General features: G+C 60.5%; 12 protein-coding genes and 1 pseudogene. 4 read left to right on the top strand and 9 right to left on the bottom strand.

Translation table 11 applies throughout. The features are described 5' to 3' along the window. The first annotated feature begins 91 nt into the window (after window positions 1–91). Window positions 92–1,567: a PLP-dependent aminotransferase family protein gene (locus ACE1BR_RS10285; RefSeq protein WP_374869941.1), complete on the top strand. Its 1,476-nt coding sequence runs from the start codon at window positions 92–94 to the stop codon at window positions 1,565–1,567. A 60-nt stretch (window positions 1,568–1,627) separates the two neighbouring features. Here the strand turns inward: ACE1BR_RS10285 and ACE1BR_RS10280 are convergent, their stop codons facing one another. Both ACE1BR_RS10280 and ACE1BR_RS10275 read right to left on the bottom strand, forming a co-directional pair. Next, window positions 1,628–2,065 carry a PliI family lysozyme inhibitor of I-type lysozyme gene (locus tag ACE1BR_RS10280; RefSeq protein ID WP_374869939.1) on the bottom strand — a complete coding sequence of 146 codons (438 nt, stop codon included), beginning with the start codon at window positions 2,063–2,065 and terminating at the stop codon, window positions 1,628–1,630. 120 nt (window positions 2,066–2,185) lie between these two features. After that, complete coding sequence (locus tag ACE1BR_RS10275; RefSeq protein WP_374869937.1) at window positions 2,186–4,219, bottom strand: M13 family metallopeptidase; 2,034 nt, start codon at window positions 4,217–4,219, stop codon at window positions 2,186–2,188. A gap of 205 nt (window positions 4,220–4,424) precedes the next feature. Here ACE1BR_RS10275 and tilS point away from each other — a divergent pair, with 205 nt between their 5' ends. After that, window positions 4,425–5,783, top strand: coding sequence for a tRNA lysidine(34) synthetase TilS (gene tilS / locus ACE1BR_RS10270; RefSeq protein WP_374869935.1), 1,359 nt, complete (start codon window positions 4,425–4,427; stop codon window positions 5,781–5,783). A gap of 92 nt (window positions 5,784–5,875) precedes the next feature. Here the strand turns inward: tilS and ACE1BR_RS10265 are convergent, their stop codons facing one another. Beyond that, the gene (locus tag ACE1BR_RS10265; RefSeq protein WP_374869932.1) at window positions 5,876–6,778 is read right to left on the bottom strand and encodes a diguanylate cyclase domain-containing protein; all 903 of its coding nucleotides are present in this window, start codon (window positions 6,776–6,778) and stop codon (window positions 5,876–5,878) included. A gap of 129 nt (window positions 6,779–6,907) precedes the next feature. Here ACE1BR_RS10265 and ACE1BR_RS10260 point away from each other — a divergent pair, with 129 nt between their 5' ends. After that, the gene (locus tag ACE1BR_RS10260; protein WP_374869930.1) at window positions 6,908–8,860 is read left to right on the top strand and encodes a cation:proton antiporter; all 1,953 of its coding nucleotides are present in this window, start codon (window positions 6,908–6,910) and stop codon (window positions 8,858–8,860) included. Window positions 8,861–8,892: 32 nt separating this feature from the next. On the opposite strand, the gene ACE1BR_RS10255 is transcribed toward ACE1BR_RS10260, so the two are convergent. The 5 genes and pseudogenes from ACE1BR_RS10255 to ACE1BR_RS10235 form a co-directional block, all read right to left on the bottom strand. Continuing rightward, complete coding sequence (locus tag ACE1BR_RS10255) at window positions 8,893–10,038, bottom strand: patatin-like phospholipase family protein (RefSeq protein ID WP_374869928.1); 1,146 nt, start codon at window positions 10,036–10,038, stop codon at window positions 8,893–8,895. 113 nt (window positions 10,039–10,151) lie between these two features. Further along, complete coding sequence (locus tag ACE1BR_RS10250) at window positions 10,152–11,030, bottom strand: alpha/beta hydrolase (RefSeq protein WP_374869926.1); 879 nt, start codon at window positions 11,028–11,030, stop codon at window positions 10,152–10,154. Between the two features lie 71 nt (window positions 11,031–11,101). Then, window positions 11,102–11,683, bottom strand: coding sequence for a TetR/AcrR family transcriptional regulator (locus tag ACE1BR_RS10245; protein ID WP_374869924.1), 582 nt, complete (start codon window positions 11,681–11,683; stop codon window positions 11,102–11,104). 113 nt (window positions 11,684–11,796) lie between these two features. Then, a pseudogene (locus ACE1BR_RS10240) lies at window positions 11,797–11,871 on the bottom strand (DNA-binding response regulator); the annotation flags it as partial. A gap of 31 nt (window positions 11,872–11,902) precedes the next feature. Further along, window positions 11,903–12,547 (bottom strand): response regulator transcription factor, encoded by a 645-nt coding sequence (locus tag ACE1BR_RS10235; RefSeq protein ID WP_181222817.1) that lies wholly within the window; start codon window positions 12,545–12,547, stop codon window positions 11,903–11,905. A 170-nt stretch (window positions 12,548–12,717) separates the two neighbouring features. On the opposite strand from ACE1BR_RS10235, the gene ACE1BR_RS10230 reads away from it, so the two are divergent. Then, window positions 12,718–13,344 (top strand): glutathione S-transferase, encoded by a 627-nt coding sequence (locus ACE1BR_RS10230; protein ID WP_374869922.1) that lies wholly within the window; start codon window positions 12,718–12,720, stop codon window positions 13,342–13,344. Window positions 13,345–13,419: 75 nt separating this feature from the next. Here the strand turns inward: ACE1BR_RS10230 and ACE1BR_RS10225 are convergent, their stop codons facing one another. Continuing rightward, complete coding sequence (locus tag ACE1BR_RS10225; RefSeq protein WP_374869920.1) at window positions 13,420–15,531, bottom strand: alpha-amylase; 2,112 nt, start codon at window positions 15,529–15,531, stop codon at window positions 13,420–13,422. Window positions 15,532–15,723 lie beyond the last annotated feature (192 nt).

Here is a 15,723-nt window from a genome sequence, read left to right as displayed (position 1 = left end):
AAATTGTTAACACTGGTGAAACAGTTGTCTTTATTTACACAGGGTGTGGCTCTATAATCCAGAGCCAATTTTGATTAATTCAGAGGGCCAATTGCACACATTAAGTGGTGACCTGTTGCTGCAGCGTCTCGGTGAACAGCCTGCTGACAAGCTGCATAAGAGACTCTATAACGCCATTCGCACCTCTATTCTGGACGGTAGCCTGCCTCCCGCCAGCCGTCTGCTGGCGTCGCGGGATCTGGCACAAGAGCTGGGGTTGTCACGTAACACTGTGTTAACGGTTTATGAGCAGTTGCAGGCTGAAGGGTATGTATATTCACGTCAGGGAAGTGGCACTTTCGTCGCGGAAATCGTGCCAGACCGTTGCTTGTCTGCCACCATTGCGCCGATTGGGGTGTGCGCTGAGCCACCGCGAGCCGAATTGTCGCAACGGGGTACTTTGCTGTTGCAACATGCGAGTGCCTGTCCGGCACAATGGGGGGTATTTATCCCCGGCGTCCCGGATGTCAATGCATTCCCCCATCATATTCTCAGCAAGATCCAGGCTCATATCAGCCGCCAGCCGACCGTGCAATGTCTGACCTACAGCAATCAGGGCGGGAGCCCGGAGTTGCAGCGCGCGTTAGTGGACTATCTGCGCGTATCGCGCTCGGTTCACTGTGAACCAGAGCAGATCCTGATAACCGAAGGGGTGCATCAAGCTATCGATCTGGTCACCCGCATGTTGTGCAATCCGGGGGACGATGCCTGGATTGAAGAGCCAGGTTATTGGGGTATTCGCAATATTTTGCGGGTCAATAATGTGAATATCTGCCCGATGGCGGTGGATGAGGCAGGCATGGTGCCACCTGAGCAAGTGACCGGGCGGCCACGGTTGATCTTCGTCACCCCTTCCCACCAGTATCCGCTGGGCTCCGTGATGAGTCTGTCCCGTCGGCAGCGCTTGCTGGGCATGGCGCGAGCAGCAGGTGGCTGGATCGTGGAAGATGATTATGACAGCGAATTTCGCTTTTCCGGTCAGCCGATCCCTGCCTTGCAAGGACTGGAGGCAGATGCTCCGGTCATTTATATCGGCACTTTCAGTAAAACTGTCTATCCGGCCCTGCGATTGGGGTATGTGGTGTTGCCAAAGCCGTTGATGAACGAGTTGAAATCAGCCCACAGTGAGCTTTATCGCGGTGGTCATCTGATTATTCAGAGTGCCTTGGCGCAATTTATTCGGGAGGGCCACTATACGGCTCATATTCGGCGTATGCGGCTGTTGTATGCCAGGCGGCGCGGGTTTCTCACCTCCTTGATTGAGCAACATTTGGGAAAAAAGGCGCTGGGCAGATTCAACAGCAATGCCGGTTTGCATCTGGTTCTTAACTTGCCTGCAGAGGCTGATGATGTCGCCATCGCGACAGCGGCCAACCAGCGAGGCGTGCTGGTGCGGCCATTGTCGCGTTATTACATGTTGCCAACGGATCGGCGTGGTTTGTTGATGGGGTTTGCCTCTGTGCCGGAAGAGGAGATGGCCACGGCATTCAACATCTTGCTGGAGTGTCTCCACGCTGGTCGCGTCTGAGCGTATTCACGCTTTCGGCAGTGTGGTTATCGCTGTGGCCCGTTGCAGTGGGTGGGGCGCTCAGTCCTTGGGATCTTTGAGCGCCTCGATCACATCCTCCTTGGGCCCGAGTCCCTCGACATGGTTGAAGGTGTCGAGCCCCTCCTGCCCACTGATGGTAAAGGCGTCGGCACTCAGGTAGCCGCCGCTGCCGGCGCTCTCCATGATGACCACCAGCTCGGGCTGCTTGTCGCCGTTGAGATCCAGCAATTTCAGCTCCTTGATGGAGCCATCGCGCGGCAGCACCTTGCCATCGATGAACTGATCCAGCGGGAATTGGGGATTGGCGCCGGAGTAGAGGCGCACATCGTAGCTGCCGATGGAGGCGGGTTCGCCGCGTCCTTCGGCCACCGTGATTACCTGACCGGAGGGGAGTGTCAGCTGTTTGAAGAAGCTCTCCGCTGCTTGGCCGGTCAAGGGCAGAGTGAGCAGACCGAGTGTCATCAGCAAGGTTTTCATAGGCGTTACCCTTGTTACTGCGGTGAGCGGCATGGCCGTTCACTGACGTCAACGTATGGAGATGGGGCGGTGCCGACACATGGCATCCGCCCCTCTGTTATGCCTCACAAGAGGCGTGCTTTACCAGATCTTCACCCGTTTCTGGGGCGGCAGATAGAGCTTGTCCCCCGGCTGGATGTTGAATGCCTCGTAGAAGGCGGGAATGTTCGGCACCACGCCGTTGACCCGGTACTCGGGTGGCGAGTGGGGGTCGGAGCGCAGCAGCATCTGCATCAGCTCGGGACGATACATCCCTTTCCACACCTGCGCCCAGCCGAGGAAGAAGCGCTGCTCGCCAGTGAAGCCGTCCAGCACCGGTGCCTCCTTGCCATCCAGCGACAGCTCGTAGGCCTTGTGGGAGATGGTGAGGCCGCCCAGATCGCCGATGTTCTCGCCCAGAGTGAACTGGCCGTTGACGAACTGGCCGTTGATGGGTTCGAAGCGGTTGTACTGGGCCACCAACCGGCTGGTGCGGAAGCGAAACTCCTTGAGATCATGGGGCGTCCACCAGTCGCGCATCATGCCGTCGCCGTCGGATTTTGCCCCCTGATCATCAAAACCGTGGCCCATCTCGTGGCCAATGACTCCGCCGATGGCGCCATAGTTGACTGCGTCATCTGCTGTCATGTCGAAGAAGGGGGGCTGCAAAATGGCCGCCGGGAAGACGATCTCGTTGTTGCTCGGGTTGTAGTAGGCGTTCACCGTCTGCGGCGACATGTGCCACTCCTCCCGATCGACCGGTTTGCCGAGTCGGGCCAGATTATCTGCGTATTCAAATGCCTGTGAACGCTGAAGGTTGCCTACCAGATCATCCGGCTTGATGGCGATGGCGCTGTAATCCTTCCACTTGTCCGGATAGCCGATCTTGGGTCGGAACTTGGCCAGTTTCTCGAGTGCCTGGGTCTTGGTCTCCGGCGACATCCAGTCCAGCTCTTCAATGCTCTGGCGATAGGCGGTGCGCAGGTTTTCCACCAGCTGCTCCATCCGCTCCTTGGCCGCTGGCGGGAAGTAACGGGCCACATAGAGCTGGCCGACCGCTTCACCCAGATGGTTGTCCAGTACGCCGAGGGCCCGTTCCCAGCTGGCGCGTTGTTTGGGCGTGCCGCTCAGGGTGGTGCCGTAGAAGGCAAAATTGGCCTTGTCGGTCTCGCTGTCGAGATAGGGGGCGTAGTCGGTCAGCAACTGCCATTTGAGGTAGGCTTGCCAGTCGGCGATGGGGGTTTGGGCCATCACCTGATCCAGTGCGCTCAGATAGGTTGGCTGACCGATGATGAGCTCCGGCTGAGCGGCAATGCCAGCCGCATCGAGATAGGCCTGCCAGTCGAGGTGAGGGGCTAAACGTGCCAGCTCGCTGACGGGGCGCTTGTTGTAGTTCTTCTCCCGATCTCGCAGGGCCACGTTGTCCCACTGGATGGTGGCGAGCCGGGTTTCAAGGGCAACAATACGATTGGCTTTGCCGCTCGGGTCAGATTCGCCGAGGCGACTCAGCATGCCAGCGATATGTTGCTGGTACTTCTGGCGCAGGGCCTGGCTCTCAGGATCCTGCTTGAGGTAGTAGTCCCGATCCGGCAGCCCCAGGCCACCCTGATAGAGGTAGACCGCATAGCGGTCGGGGGCCTTGGCATCGGCATCGATCCCGATACCGAACGGCGCACCGCCACCCTGTTTGCCTGCCTGCGCAAACGCGCGGGCCAATGTGGCCTGATCATGGATCCTCTCTATGTCGGCAAGGGCCGGTGCCAGCGGGGTGAGCCCTTTGGCATCACGGCCCGCTTGGTCCAGATAACTGGCGTAGAGATCGCGGATCTGCTGGGCCGGTGTACCGGTGGCGGCATCTTCCTTTGCCAGCCCCTCGACCAGCACTCGCACGTCGGCGAGGGATTTGTCCCGCAGCATGTAGAAGGCACCGTCGGCGGGGCGATCGTCGGGGATCTTGGCGGTAGCCAGCCACTTGCCATTCACATAGCGAAAGAAGTCATCGCCGGGTTTGACCCGGGTGTCCATATTGGCCAGCGCCAGTCCGGAGTGTTTGGGGGATTCTTGCGGTGCCTGACTGCAGCCAGCCAGCAGGACCAGCCCGATTAGGCCAGCCAGTATGCTTTTCTTATTGTTCATCTTGTTTGATTCCAATTCGAGTTGTTTGCTTCCCTGCCTGAGAGCCCTCGGGTCTGCGCAGGCGAGCCCTACTCTAGGGTGGGTTGCCGTATCGGTGCAAGTGGCATTGCCAGGATGATTGGCACCAAGCGAACCCCTGATTGTCAGGGGGAAGCTTGCCAGGCGTGACTCTGCTAAGATCGGCCGGTCCGTTTTGGGGAAGCCTATGATTTCTCATCTTTATTCTCGCTTTTGTCAGACTATGCCTGCGCCGGAAGGTTCAACTCGCCTGCTGGTGGCCTTTAGCGGCGGCCTCGATTCCACCCTGCTGCTGGTACTTGCGGCGCAGTTTGCTCGCGAACATGACCTGCCGCTTCGGGCGTTGCACGTACACCACGGTCTCAGCCCCCATGCCGATGAGTGGGTTGCTCACTGTGGAGCCCTGTGTCAGCAGTTGGCGGTGCCGCTCATCGTCGAGCGGGTGACCCTTGCTCGTGGCAATGGCGAGAGTCTGGAAGCACAGGCGCGCACGGCTCGCTATCAGCGGCTGATGGCGCACATGGGGGAGGGGGAGTGGCTGCTCACCGCCCACCATCAGGACGATCAGCTGGAGACTCTGCTGCTGGCCCTCAAGCGCGGTGCAGGTTTGCGCGGTCTGGCGGGGATCCTGCCAAGCCAGCCCTTTGCCGGTGGCCTGTTGCTGCGCCCGCTGCTCGATATCAGTCGCGCCGAACTGGCCGAAGCGTCGACGACTCTCCCCTTTGGCTGGGTGGAGGATGAGAGCAATCAGGACGTGAGCTATGATCGCAACTTTTTGCGCCAGCAGCTTATTCCCCAGCTCAAGGCGCGCTGGCCCGCCATGGCCCAGACGGCGGCACGCAGCATGGCGTTGTGCGCCGAGCAGGAGGCGCTGCTGGATGAGCTGGCCGAAAGTGACTGGCATCTGGCGGGCGAGGGGGAGGCGCTCCATATTGGCCCGCTCCACGACCTCTCACCCACCCGGCGCAACAATTTGCTGCGCTACTGGATCCGCCGTCAGGGGGGCGAGATGCCCTCCCGTGAGCAGCTTGCCCTGCTGTGGCAGGAGGTGGCGCTGGCGCGGGGGGATGCCAATCCCCAGCTCAATTGGGGGCGTCAGAGCTGCCGTCGTTTTCAGGAGCGGCTCTATCTGGTTAGTCCTGATTTGCATCCTTGCCATCACATGTTGCCGCTGACTCCGGGTGAGCCACTGACCCTGCCAGACGGACTGGGTGCGCTGGTGGTACGCTGGAAGGAGGCGGGGGAGGGGCTGCTGCGAGCCCCCCGGCAAGATGAGCCGCTTTCGGTGCGCTTTCAGGTGGCGCCCGGGATCCCGCTCAAGCCGGTGGGACGTGGTGGCAGTCGGCGGATGAAGAAGTTGCTGCAAGAGTATGGCGTGCCCTCATGGCAGCGGGGGCGCATCCCGATCCTCTATTATGGCGAGCAGGTGGCGGCGGTGGTGGGACTCTTTGTTTGCGACGGTTTTATGGCGCAGGGGGCCGGACTGGTGTGCCACTGGCAAGGACGCGATGCTGCCCCCATCCTGCCCGAGCAGGATCTTGCCTGACTTGATATCGGAGTGAGCGGGCGTTAGCCCCGCCAAAAAAAGAAGCTCCGGTCACATGGTTTGCATGTGCCGGAGCAAAGAAGAGTTCGGGATTATTCGTGAAGAGTCGCCCTGCCTGCTTTTTTACGGGCGTAGAGGTGGCTGTCAGCGGCTTCGTAGAGGCTACGGACATCGATACCTGATTGCCAACTGGCGGCGCCAAGAGAGCAACCGACCGAGAAGGTACTTAGCTCCTTGTTGGTCATCAGCATATGTTGCAGTCGCAACCAGACCGGGCGCCATGCTTCGGGATCTGCCGGTTGCAGCAACAGGGCAAATTCATCTCCTCCGAGCCGGAAGGCTTGATCCGTGTTGCGTATACACCCCTTGAGCAGTTGGGCAAACCGGCTGAGCACCAGATCCCCCACCGGGTGGCCCCAGGTATCGTTAATCTGTTTGAAGCGATCGAGATCCAGCAACACCAGTACCAGCCCATGATGCTCGCGGCTATGCTGCTCGATGGCGCGACCGATGGCCTCGTCAAAGTAGGAGCGGTTGCCAAGTCCGGTCAGGTGATCAAGTCGTACCTGCTGATCCAGTTTTTCCAGCCGCAGATAGAGAGGCAGCAGCAGGCAGAGCAGCTGATGGTATTGCATCAGTACCCGTTGCTGGCTGCCGCTGAGGGGATGTTCCAGCTCGTAGTTGAGCTGACCCAGCAACTGGCCGTGCTGACCGCGCAGCTCGAACGGATAGTTGTACACGTTGAGGGTGGCCAGCGGCTGGTGCTGGATCAGCATATGAGGTTGGCCACAATCGAGATAGAGGCCATGGATCCTGACAATTCTTGCCGCTCGATCGGCAAAAGTTGTCAGCAGGCTGTCGAGATCGCTCTGTCCCAACAGCTGCTCCAGCAACTGACTGCGCTCAACGCTTGGCAACGGTGTGAGCCGCTCCATCTGGCGAACCCACTGTTCGATGCCATGGCTAAAGCCATTAAGTGAGGAGGTATTTTCCATGGTCTTCCACCTGTGTACCTGACTGCTGCTCTTACTGACCTTTTTCTCTGCAATTGGCATGCCCAATATATGTTTCCTGACCAAAGGATCGGCTGACTAGACTTAAGTCGATAAAAAGGAGGGGAAAATTTGTACACAGACCTGCTGATCCTGCTCTTCGCCGCCGTGTTGCTGGTGGCAACTTTCCGGCGCCTCGGGCTGCCGGTGATCCTCGCTTACCTTATTGCCGGCGTGTTGCTCGGCCCGCACGGACTGGCGGTGATGACCGGTCAATCGATCATGCAGACCATCGCCGAGCTCGGGATCGTCTTCCTGATGTTTTCACTGGGGCTGGAGTTCTCCCTCCCCAAGCTGCTGGCGATGCGGTTGCTGGTGCTGGGGGTGGGGGGATTGCAGGTGTTGCTTACTTCCCTGCTCTTCTTCGCTATCGCCTGGTGGTGGGGCCTGGGTTTGGCACAGTCGCTGGTGGTGGCGGGGACGCTGGCGCTCTCCTCCACGGCGGTAGTGATCAAGCAGCTCGGTGAGCAGAAGCAGCTCCATACCCGCCGTGCCCAGCTGGGAGTGAGCGTGTTGCTGTTTCAGGATCTGGCGGTGGTGCCCCTGCTGGTGATGATCCCGATTCTGGCCCAACCCGAGGTGCAGGGCAGTGCACTGCTGGCAGAGATTTCCTGGGCCACTCTCAAGGGGCTGTTCGCCCTGTTCAGTTTGCTCGCTGTAGGCAAATGGTTGTTGCCTTTGCTGTTTCACGAGGTGGCGTGGGCTCGTTCCGATGAGCTGTTCGTATTGAGCGCTCTGCTGGTGGCGCTGCTCGCTGCTTATATGACCTACTCGCTGGGGCTGTCTATGGCGCTGGGGGCTTTTCTGGCGGGGATGATGCTGGGAGAGTCCCACTATCGTCATCAGCTGGAGGTGGACATCAAGCCCTTTCGCGACGTGTTGATGGGGCTCTTTTTCATCACCATCGGCATGAACATGGACTGGGTGCTGGTGGCGCAGGCATGGTGGCAGGTGCTGCTTTGTGTCGTGCTGCTGGTGCTGTGCAAATCCCTGCTGGTATTGCTGGCCGGACGACTGATGGGGGAGCGCAAGCGCGACAGCATGGCCGCAGGCATCATGTTGAGTCAGGTGGGGGAATTCGGTTTCGTGCTGCTGGCGCTGGCCCTGCACCACGGTCTGCTGGATCAGCAACTGGTCTCCCGGTTGATCGGCATGGGTATCATCTCCATTGCCATGACCCCCTGGCTGGTGACCCAGGCCCATTCGTTGGCCCGCACTCTGACCGATCCGGCACTGCTGACCCGCTCCGAGGTCGCCCAGTCGGGGTTAAGCAAAAATCAGCACGTCATCATCGCCGGGTTTGGTCGGGCCGGGCAGACCTGCGCCCGCTTTCTCAAGCTTGAAGAGATCCCGTTTCTGGCGCTCGACCTTGACCCCGAGCGGGTGAGCGAGGCCAAGCTGGCGGGTGAGCAGGTGGCCTTTGGCGATGCCAGTCGCCGCGATATCCTGCTGGCTGCCGGTTTGCTGCGGGCCCGACTGGTGATCATCACCTTCGACGACCGCAAGCGGGTCGAGGCGATGCTGGCGCTGATCCGCGAACTGGCGGGGGAGCTCAAGGTGCTGGTGCGCACCCGGGATGACAGTTTTCTGGAGCAGTACAAGCAGGCGGGGGCGTTTGAGGTGATCCCCGAATCCCAAGAGGGGGCTCTGATGCTGGTCTCCCACCTGCTGGTTAATTGCGACATCCCCATCGGTCGGGTGATCCGGCGCATGGAACACGAGCGCAGCAGCCAGTATCGGTTTTTACATGGCTTCTATTGGGGAGATCAGAGCGCCAGCAATCTGGAAGCGGATCAGCTGCTGGAACGCCTTCATCCGCTGTTGCTGCACGATCAGGCATGGGCGGTGGGGCGTGAGGTGCGAGAGCTACCTCTGGAGGAGATAAGGATCAAGGAGATCCAGCGCGGCGAGCAGACGCTGGAGCCCAGACCCGAGCTGGTGCTGGCGGCCGGAGATCGGCTAATTCTGTTCGGTACCGTGGTGGCGATGGAGCAGGCGGAGCAGCGCCTGCTGGAGGGGTACTGAATCCTCTTGCTTCCTTCTTGCTTGTCCTTCGCTTATATCCTCTCTGTAGGTGGTACCTCGATATCGAGAAAGGCGGCCACTCGCTCCTGCTCTTTGAGGGTGTCCTGATAGCCCAGCTTGATCAACTGCTGGCAGTAACCCGGATAGAACATCAGAAAGCTGGCCAGACTGCTGGTCTCATCCCCCTTCACCCCCAGCACCCGCAACAGGCGGCGCAGCTGCAGCGGCAGCTTGCGCAGGTAGGCCAGCGCTATGGTGTCGAGATCCTGGCTCGGTTTCAGCACGCAGGTCTCCACCCGTTTCAGCTTCAGCCGATTGCGCTCCCGCTCCGGGATAAGGTCCAGAGTCTGGTTGATGCGCCACAGCCGCTCCAGATCGGAGTTGAGGGTGTCGGTAAAGACGGTATCGAGCAGGTGGCTGGCGATATTGGAGCTGGTGAGATGGCCATGATGATGAGTCGGCGCCGAGTGCGCCGGTGGATCCAGGGTGATCAGCAGGATCCGCTCCGCCCCCAGATGGATGGCGGGGCTGAGCGGACTCAGCTGGTGGATAGAGCCATCGCCATAGAATTTCTCGCCGATGTGGGTGGCCGGAAAGACAAAGGGCAGTGCCGAGGAGGCGAGCAGATGATCCGAAGTGAGCAGGGTGCGCACCCCGCGCCGTCTGGCCCGCTCCCACGGATGGTGGTCGGCCCGCCCCTGAAAGAAGGTGGTGGAGAGACCGTCATCATAATCCGATGCGGTGATGGCCAGCGCCTCCAGACTGCCGTAGAGGATATTGTCATCGATGCGATGGTAGTCGATGAGCTGATCCAGCAGGCGGTGCAGCGGCGCGTTGTCAAAGAGGTGAAAGGCGTGGTTGGTGTGGGGATTGATCAGCCCCGCCGAGCCTTCGTACATCAGCCGCCACAGTAGTCGACCAGGGTGAAAATCGAAGATGTGGTGAGTCTCGAAGCGGCGCCAGACCCACTCCAGCTTGCGTACCCCCAGATGAAAGCAGGAGGCGTAACAGGCCAGCGCAGTGACATTGATGGCCCCCGCCGAAGTGCCACACAGGATGGGAAAAGGGATGCCGAGATTGCGCGGGTATAGCTCCGCAATCGCCTTGAGGGCACCGACCTGATAGGCGGCGCGAGCACCGCCACCGGTGAGCAACAACGCTGTATTGGGTCTGGCCATATGCTGGCGCCTTATTGTTGGCCCGAGAGGGGCGTTCCCACTGACAAGTTAACTATAAGGCGCTGTATCAAATATAAAAACGGGCGCTCGCCCGTTTTTTTCATGGTCCCCTGTCAAAGGGCGCGGTGAGGATTTTCCGGCCGCGCCAGCTGATCGAAGGCGGCGAATACCGGGGCGCTGGCGAGGATACGACCATGGCCCAGACCCCGGGTACTCACCAGCCGGGTATGACCATCCTGGCTGGCCCGCAGGGAGTCGTCGTGGGGGGCAAATCTGTCCTCCTCGTCGTGCACGATCATCGCCGCGCCGCTGCGGCTGGCGAGTCGGCCCAGCGGATCGACCGTGCTCAAGGGGTGCTGGTACTCCTGTTCAATCTCCTTGACCACCGCATCAAACAACCGGATGGAGTAGCCGGATCGTGCCACCATGCCGTAGAGCTGGGGCACATAGTCGAGTACCGGCGAAATCAACAGCAGCGGCAGGGTATCGATACCCGGCTGATGGCTGGAGAGGGTGACTGCGCCCCCCATGCTGTGGGCGATGACCCCGTGCAGCGGGCCCACTTCGCTGGCCAACCTGGTCGCCAGTTCGTCGAAGGCGCGCACGAAGCGGGGCAGGTGGCCGGTGCTGCCTGCGCTCTGGCCGTGGGCCGGCTGATCGTAGGCAATGGCGGTGAAACCCTGGGCGGCGATATGGCTCATCAGCGGATAGAACTGACTGGCGCTGCCGGACCAGCCGTGCATCAGCAGCCACAGTGGCCCCTGACCGAGCCGATAGCTCATCAGCCCCCCTTCGCTGGTATGAACGGCCTGTTTTACCAGACCGGCAGGTTCGCTGCCGTCCCGCTGGTTGCGCTGGGGGGTGAGCAGCAACTTGCTGGCGGTGCGCTTGGCATGGGTGGGGGCGAATCTGTGGTGCAACCGGGTGCCGATCCCCAGCAGCCATTTGCTCGGGCTGAAGCGGCGGGTGTTGAAGTAGATCTTGCTGCTCATGGTTATCCTGTAGTTTTTATGTTCGAACGGTCGTGCTTTTTTGTCGGTTTTAAAAAAGGATTGCCAGGAGATCAGCGCCAGCTGGCGAGCAGATCTTCCACTTCGGGCCAGAAGTGGCGGGCCGGATCCTGACACAGATTGAGGGCGTTGAACACCTGATCCGCCAGATAGAGGCCATATAGGCGGTAGACGGCACGCCAGGGATCCATCCCCTCGCGCCACTCCCCCTCTACCTGTCCCTGTGTCACCTGGCGAGCCAGATAGTCGAGCCAGAAGCGCACCAGTTGGCGGGCGGCCTGCTGCACCTCACCCTCCTGCGCCGAAGTCCAGGCATCGAGGAACATGCAGCGACCGGCGAAGCTCTGGTTCCAGGCCAGCCAGGCCTGCAGCAGGGCGATCAGCTTGTCGTGCTGGCTCTGGTGCTCCTGCTGGCGTACCGGCTGGATCACCCGTGCCCGAAACACTTCGGCGGCGTACTCCAGTACGGCGATCTGCAGATTGTCGCGAGAGTGGAAGTGGGCGAACAGGCCGCTTTTGGACATCTCGCAGGCATTGGCCAGCGAGCCGATGGTCAGGCTCTCCAGCCCTTGCAGGCTCGCCTGTTCAAAGGCAGTCTGCAAAATGTTTTCCCGGGTCAGGCGCCCCTTGCTCATCGCTCTCTCCTCGTTGGCGCTGGCAGCATAAAGTACGATCGTGCTAATTGTCGAGCAACAAATAGCCAGCACGGCTGGCTACCTCATCTTGAATGTCTCGCTGCGCGCGGGTCTCAGCTCTCCTTGATATCGAGCTGCTGCAGGGCAATGACCGCCTGAGTGCGGTTCTTGACCCCGAGCTTGCGGAAGGTTGTGGTGATATGGGCCTGATTGGAGGGCTCAGCTCTCCTTGATATCGAGCTGCTGCAGGGCAATGACCGCCTGAGTACGGTTTTTGACGCCCAGTTTTCTGAAGATGGCGGTGATATGCGCCTTGATGGTGGCTTCGGAGACATTGAGCTCCCAGGCGATCTGCTTGTTCAGGCTGCCATCGCGCAGCATGATCAGCACCTTGTATTGCTGAGGGGTAAGGCTGGCCAGCTTGCTGGCGAAATCGGGGCCATCTTCCGATTCGGGATGGAGCGAGATGCCTTCCGGCACCCAGTTATCCCCCCCGATCACCGTATTGAGGGCATTGACCAGCTCCTTCATTGGTGCTGATTTGGGGATGAAACCGAGTGCGCCGAGCCGCAATACCTGCTGGATGATGGCCGTATCTTCCGAGGCGGAGACCACCACGATGGGCAGGTCGGGATACTGACCGCGCAGGTGGGCCAGTCCTTCGAAGCCATTGGCCCCCGGCATCTTGAGATCGAGCAGCAGCAGGTCAACCTCGGGGTGCTCGCCGAGCAGGCTGGTCAGGCTGTCGATGGAGTCCGCTTCCAGTAATTGAGCGTCGTTGATTGCCATGTGCACCGCTTGGTAGAGGGCGCCCCGAAACAGGGGGTGGTCATCTGCGATGACGATGGTAAATTGGCTGTCCATATTTCGGTTAATGGCTCACATTGTTGCTAACTGATTGTTTTGAAAAATCAAACTAGCATCGCTCACCAAGAGGGTCAAACCCGCCGGTGCGCAAATGTGAAGCGACCATCGGATGTATTGCCATCAGGGCAGACCGGCTGGTCGCAAACAACTCATGCAGGAGGCAAGAGATGGGATCCTTGGTATTGACGGTGGGCACTGGCTCCACCTGGGCGATGCGGGCGGCACTGGTGCTCGCCATGAGCGGGCTGACGTGGCAGGAGCAGGTGTTCGATCTGGAGGATGCCAAGTCGTTGACGAGGCTCAAGCGGCTGGCACCGGCCGGGCTGGTGCCCTGGCTCGAACACGACGGCGTGCGGGTTCACGACTCGCTGGCCATCGCCGAATATGTGCACGAGCTCTGTCCCGACCGCCAGCTCTATCCTGTTTCGCTGGCCGAGCGGGCACTGGCTCGCAGTCTCTGCGCCGAGCTGCACGCGGGATTTCGGCAGATCCGTTCTCTGCTCCCCTTCTTCCTTGGCGCGCCAACCCATATAGATCCCCCGGTGGAAGCGGTCGGCGAGTTGGCTCGCTTGCAGGAGATCTGGTCGCAGGCGCGGGGTCCCTTTTACTTTGGCGAGGCGGGCATTGTCGATGCCTTCTATGCCGTGATGGCCTATCGGCTGGCCAGCTACGGTATCCTGTTGCCCGGTCAGGCCGGAGTTTATCAGCAGGCGTTGCTGGCCTGGCCCTTGTGGCAGGAGACCCTGCTCAAGGCGCGCTTGCAGTGGCCGGTGGCGGCGCGTCAGTCACAGTGAACCGTGGCAGATGGATAAGCGAGAGAGGGGAGCCACTGGCTCCCCTCTCTGTTGCTGGTGAATGTGGCTTCAGGGTTACTTCTGCCGACCGGCAAAGACCACGACCACCTTGTCATCCCCCTTCTCCCGCACGAAGGCGTAGGGGGCATCCGAGAGTTTCTGATGGCTGCCTGCAGCCACTGCCGGATGGGCGGCGCGGAACTGGCCGAGCCGCTGCCAGTGCTTGACCAGTTCTGCCTTGTCCCCACTGGCCAGCTCCTGCCAGTTCATGTCCGAGCGCAAGCTTTGATCGAACACCCCGCCATCCTTGGCCAGCCCGCGGCCGGACTCGTCACCGTAGTAGATCTGGATGCCGCCCGGCAGCAGCATAAAGCTGTTGGCTACTCTGCGCTGTAGCGGCACATCCTGATAATCGCCGAAGAACAGCTTGGTGTCGTGGGAGCTGATATAGCTCAGCACGTTGAACTCGGGATCCTGATTGATACGGCTGGCGTAGCTGGCGTAGGTGGGTTCGGCGCCCGCCATGCACTGGGCCTGGGGCAGAGCGAACTCGCGTTGGTAGTCGAAGTTGATCAGCGAGTCGAAACCGTTCTGATACCAGAAATCCTTGGCGACCCCGTGATCCCACACCTCGCCCACCATGTAGAAGGGGAGGTCGTCGAGCTTTTTGGTCGGGTTGGCGGCTTTCCAATCCTTGAGGGCGGCGGTGCCAGCCTGCTTGAGGCGGGCCCATACCTCGGGCTCCAGATGCTTGACGGTGTCGGCCCGAAAACCGTCGATGCCAAAGCGGCGCACCCAGTCGGTGTGCCAGGCGATCAGGTAGTCGCTCACGCTAGCGTTGGGCAGCGCCTTGGCGCGGGTGTCTTTTTTCGCGGCCAGCAGTGGCGGTAGTCCAACTGGCTTGGTCGATTCGGTGAGGAAGTCCGGCAGCCCCGCCACCGAGCCGGTCACATCATCGGTGCCCGGCTGCGGGTAGCCGGGCAGGCCGGCGCGTACCCAGTCACCGCTCCACCACTTGTTCCACGCTGGCGATTGATAGTCGATGAACTGGTTGTAGCCATGCCAGTTGAGGCCACCGCTCGGGCGCCACTGGTTCCAGACGGTCGGCAGTTTGCCGCTGTTCTGGGTCAGCTCGGTGAGCCCGAGATCTTGCAGGTCGGCGAGAGTGGCGTAACCGGCGTGGTTCATCACCACGTCGAGGATGATCCGCATGCCGCGCTTGTGTGCCTCGTCCACCAGGGTCTTGAGGCTCTCCTCGTCGCCGTAGTTGGGGTCGATTTTGGTGAAGTCGAGCGCCCAGTAGCCGTGGTAGGCGTAGAAGGGGAAGTTGCCTTGCTCGCCACCGCCGATAAAGCCGTGCACCTGCTCCACCATGGGGGTGATCCAGATGGCGTTGATGCCGAGCTGCTTGATGTAATCGAGCTTGGCAGTTAACCCCTTGAAGTCGCCGCCGTGCCAGGTGGCCACTTCATCCTGACCGTCCTTCTGGCGGCCGAAGCTGTGGTCATTGGCGGGATCGCCGTTGTTGAAGCGATCGGTCAGCAGGAAATAGACGTTCGCCTGATCCCAGCTGAAGGGCGCCGGTTTGGCCGCCTTGACTGGCTCGAGCAGCAGCAGGCCGCCGCTCTCCTTGACCGGGGTCAGGGTCAGCTTGCCCTGTTTGACCACCGCCTCTTGCTTCGAGTAGGCATCCCGCAGTCGGGTGCCGTCGGGCCAGACCCCTTTCAGCGACACCGTGACCGGGCCGCCATCCCAGCTGATGCAGGACTCCTCTGGCGGCTGGCGCTTGAATTCGATCTTCTTGGTTGCTCGCAGCACCTTGAGGCTGGGGGTATCAGGGTTGAAAGTGAACTGATACTCCCCCGCCAGCATTACTCGCAGGTTAAAGTTCTGCCCCTTGTTGCACTTGTCCATCGGCTGGGCGGTACCGAAGGGGAGCGGTTTGGCCTCGCTCGGGCCGAAGCTGGTGCCGCAACTGTTGCCTGCATCGCTGATGCGGATCTGGTGGCTCCCCTTGGTGAGGGTGTGGGTCAGCTCGACCGTCCCCTTGTCCAGTGCGATCGGAGTTGCCACCGGTTGGCCATCCACATAGAGGTGTACCTCCGGGGCGGCCATGGCCTGACCGATCAGCAGAGGGCTGGCCAGCAGGGCGAGCCAGAGAGGGGATAAGTTGGGAGCGCGACGCATAAGCCATTCCTTGAGCAGGGCAGTTCGGACAAGGGCCCATTCTAGGAGCAGCAAAGAGAGCCTTGGATCGGCAAAATGCTGATTTGTGACATCAGTTCAAATGGTTACGTTTTCAAGGCGAGGAAAGTGTGACGGGAAGGAGGTGGGGCTCTGTCGATAAAAAGTATCGGCCATAAAAAATGCCGGTCAGGT

Origin of the sequence: Aeromonas sp. MdU4, from assembly GCF_041929505.1 — a bacterium.
GTDB lineage: Bacteria > Pseudomonadota > Gammaproteobacteria > Enterobacterales > Aeromonadaceae > Aeromonas.
This window is presented reverse-complemented; position numbering and strand designations above follow the sequence as displayed.

Bases quoted from the DNA above. Each gene is read 5' to 3' on its own strand.
- ACE1BR_RS10255 (WP_374869928.1), bottom strand. From the start codon at position 10,038: ATGGCCAGACCCAATACAGCGTTGTTGCTCACCGGTGGCGGTGCTCGC.
- ACE1BR_RS10245 (WP_374869924.1), bottom strand. From the start codon at position 11,683: ATGAGCAAGGGGCGCCTGACCCGGGAAAACATTTTGCAGACTGCCTTT.
- ACE1BR_RS10230 (WP_374869922.1), top strand. From the start codon at position 12,718: ATGGGATCCTTGGTATTGACGGTGGGCACTGGCTCCACCTGGGCGATG.
- ACE1BR_RS10265 (WP_374869932.1), bottom strand. From the start codon at position 6,778: ATGGAAAATACCTCCTCACTTAATGGCTTTAGCCATGGCATCGAACAG.
- ACE1BR_RS10250 (WP_374869926.1), bottom strand. From the start codon at position 11,030: ATGAGCAGCAAGATCTACTTCAACACCCGCCGCTTCAGCCCGAGCAAA.
- ACE1BR_RS10235 (WP_181222817.1), bottom strand. From the start codon at position 12,547: ATGGACAGCCAATTTACCATCGTCATCGCAGATGACCACCCCCTGTTT.
- tilS (WP_374869935.1), top strand. From the start codon at position 4,425: ATGATTTCTCATCTTTATTCTCGCTTTTGTCAGACTATGCCTGCGCCG.
- ACE1BR_RS10280 (WP_374869939.1), bottom strand. From the start codon at position 2,065: ATGAAAACCTTGCTGATGACACTCGGTCTGCTCACTCTGCCCTTGACC.
- ACE1BR_RS10275 (WP_374869937.1), bottom strand. From the start codon at position 4,219: ATGAACAATAAGAAAAGCATACTGGCTGGCCTAATCGGGCTGGTCCTG.
- ACE1BR_RS10225 (WP_374869920.1), bottom strand. From the start codon at position 15,531: ATGCGTCGCGCTCCCAACTTATCCCCTCTCTGGCTCGCCCTGCTGGCC.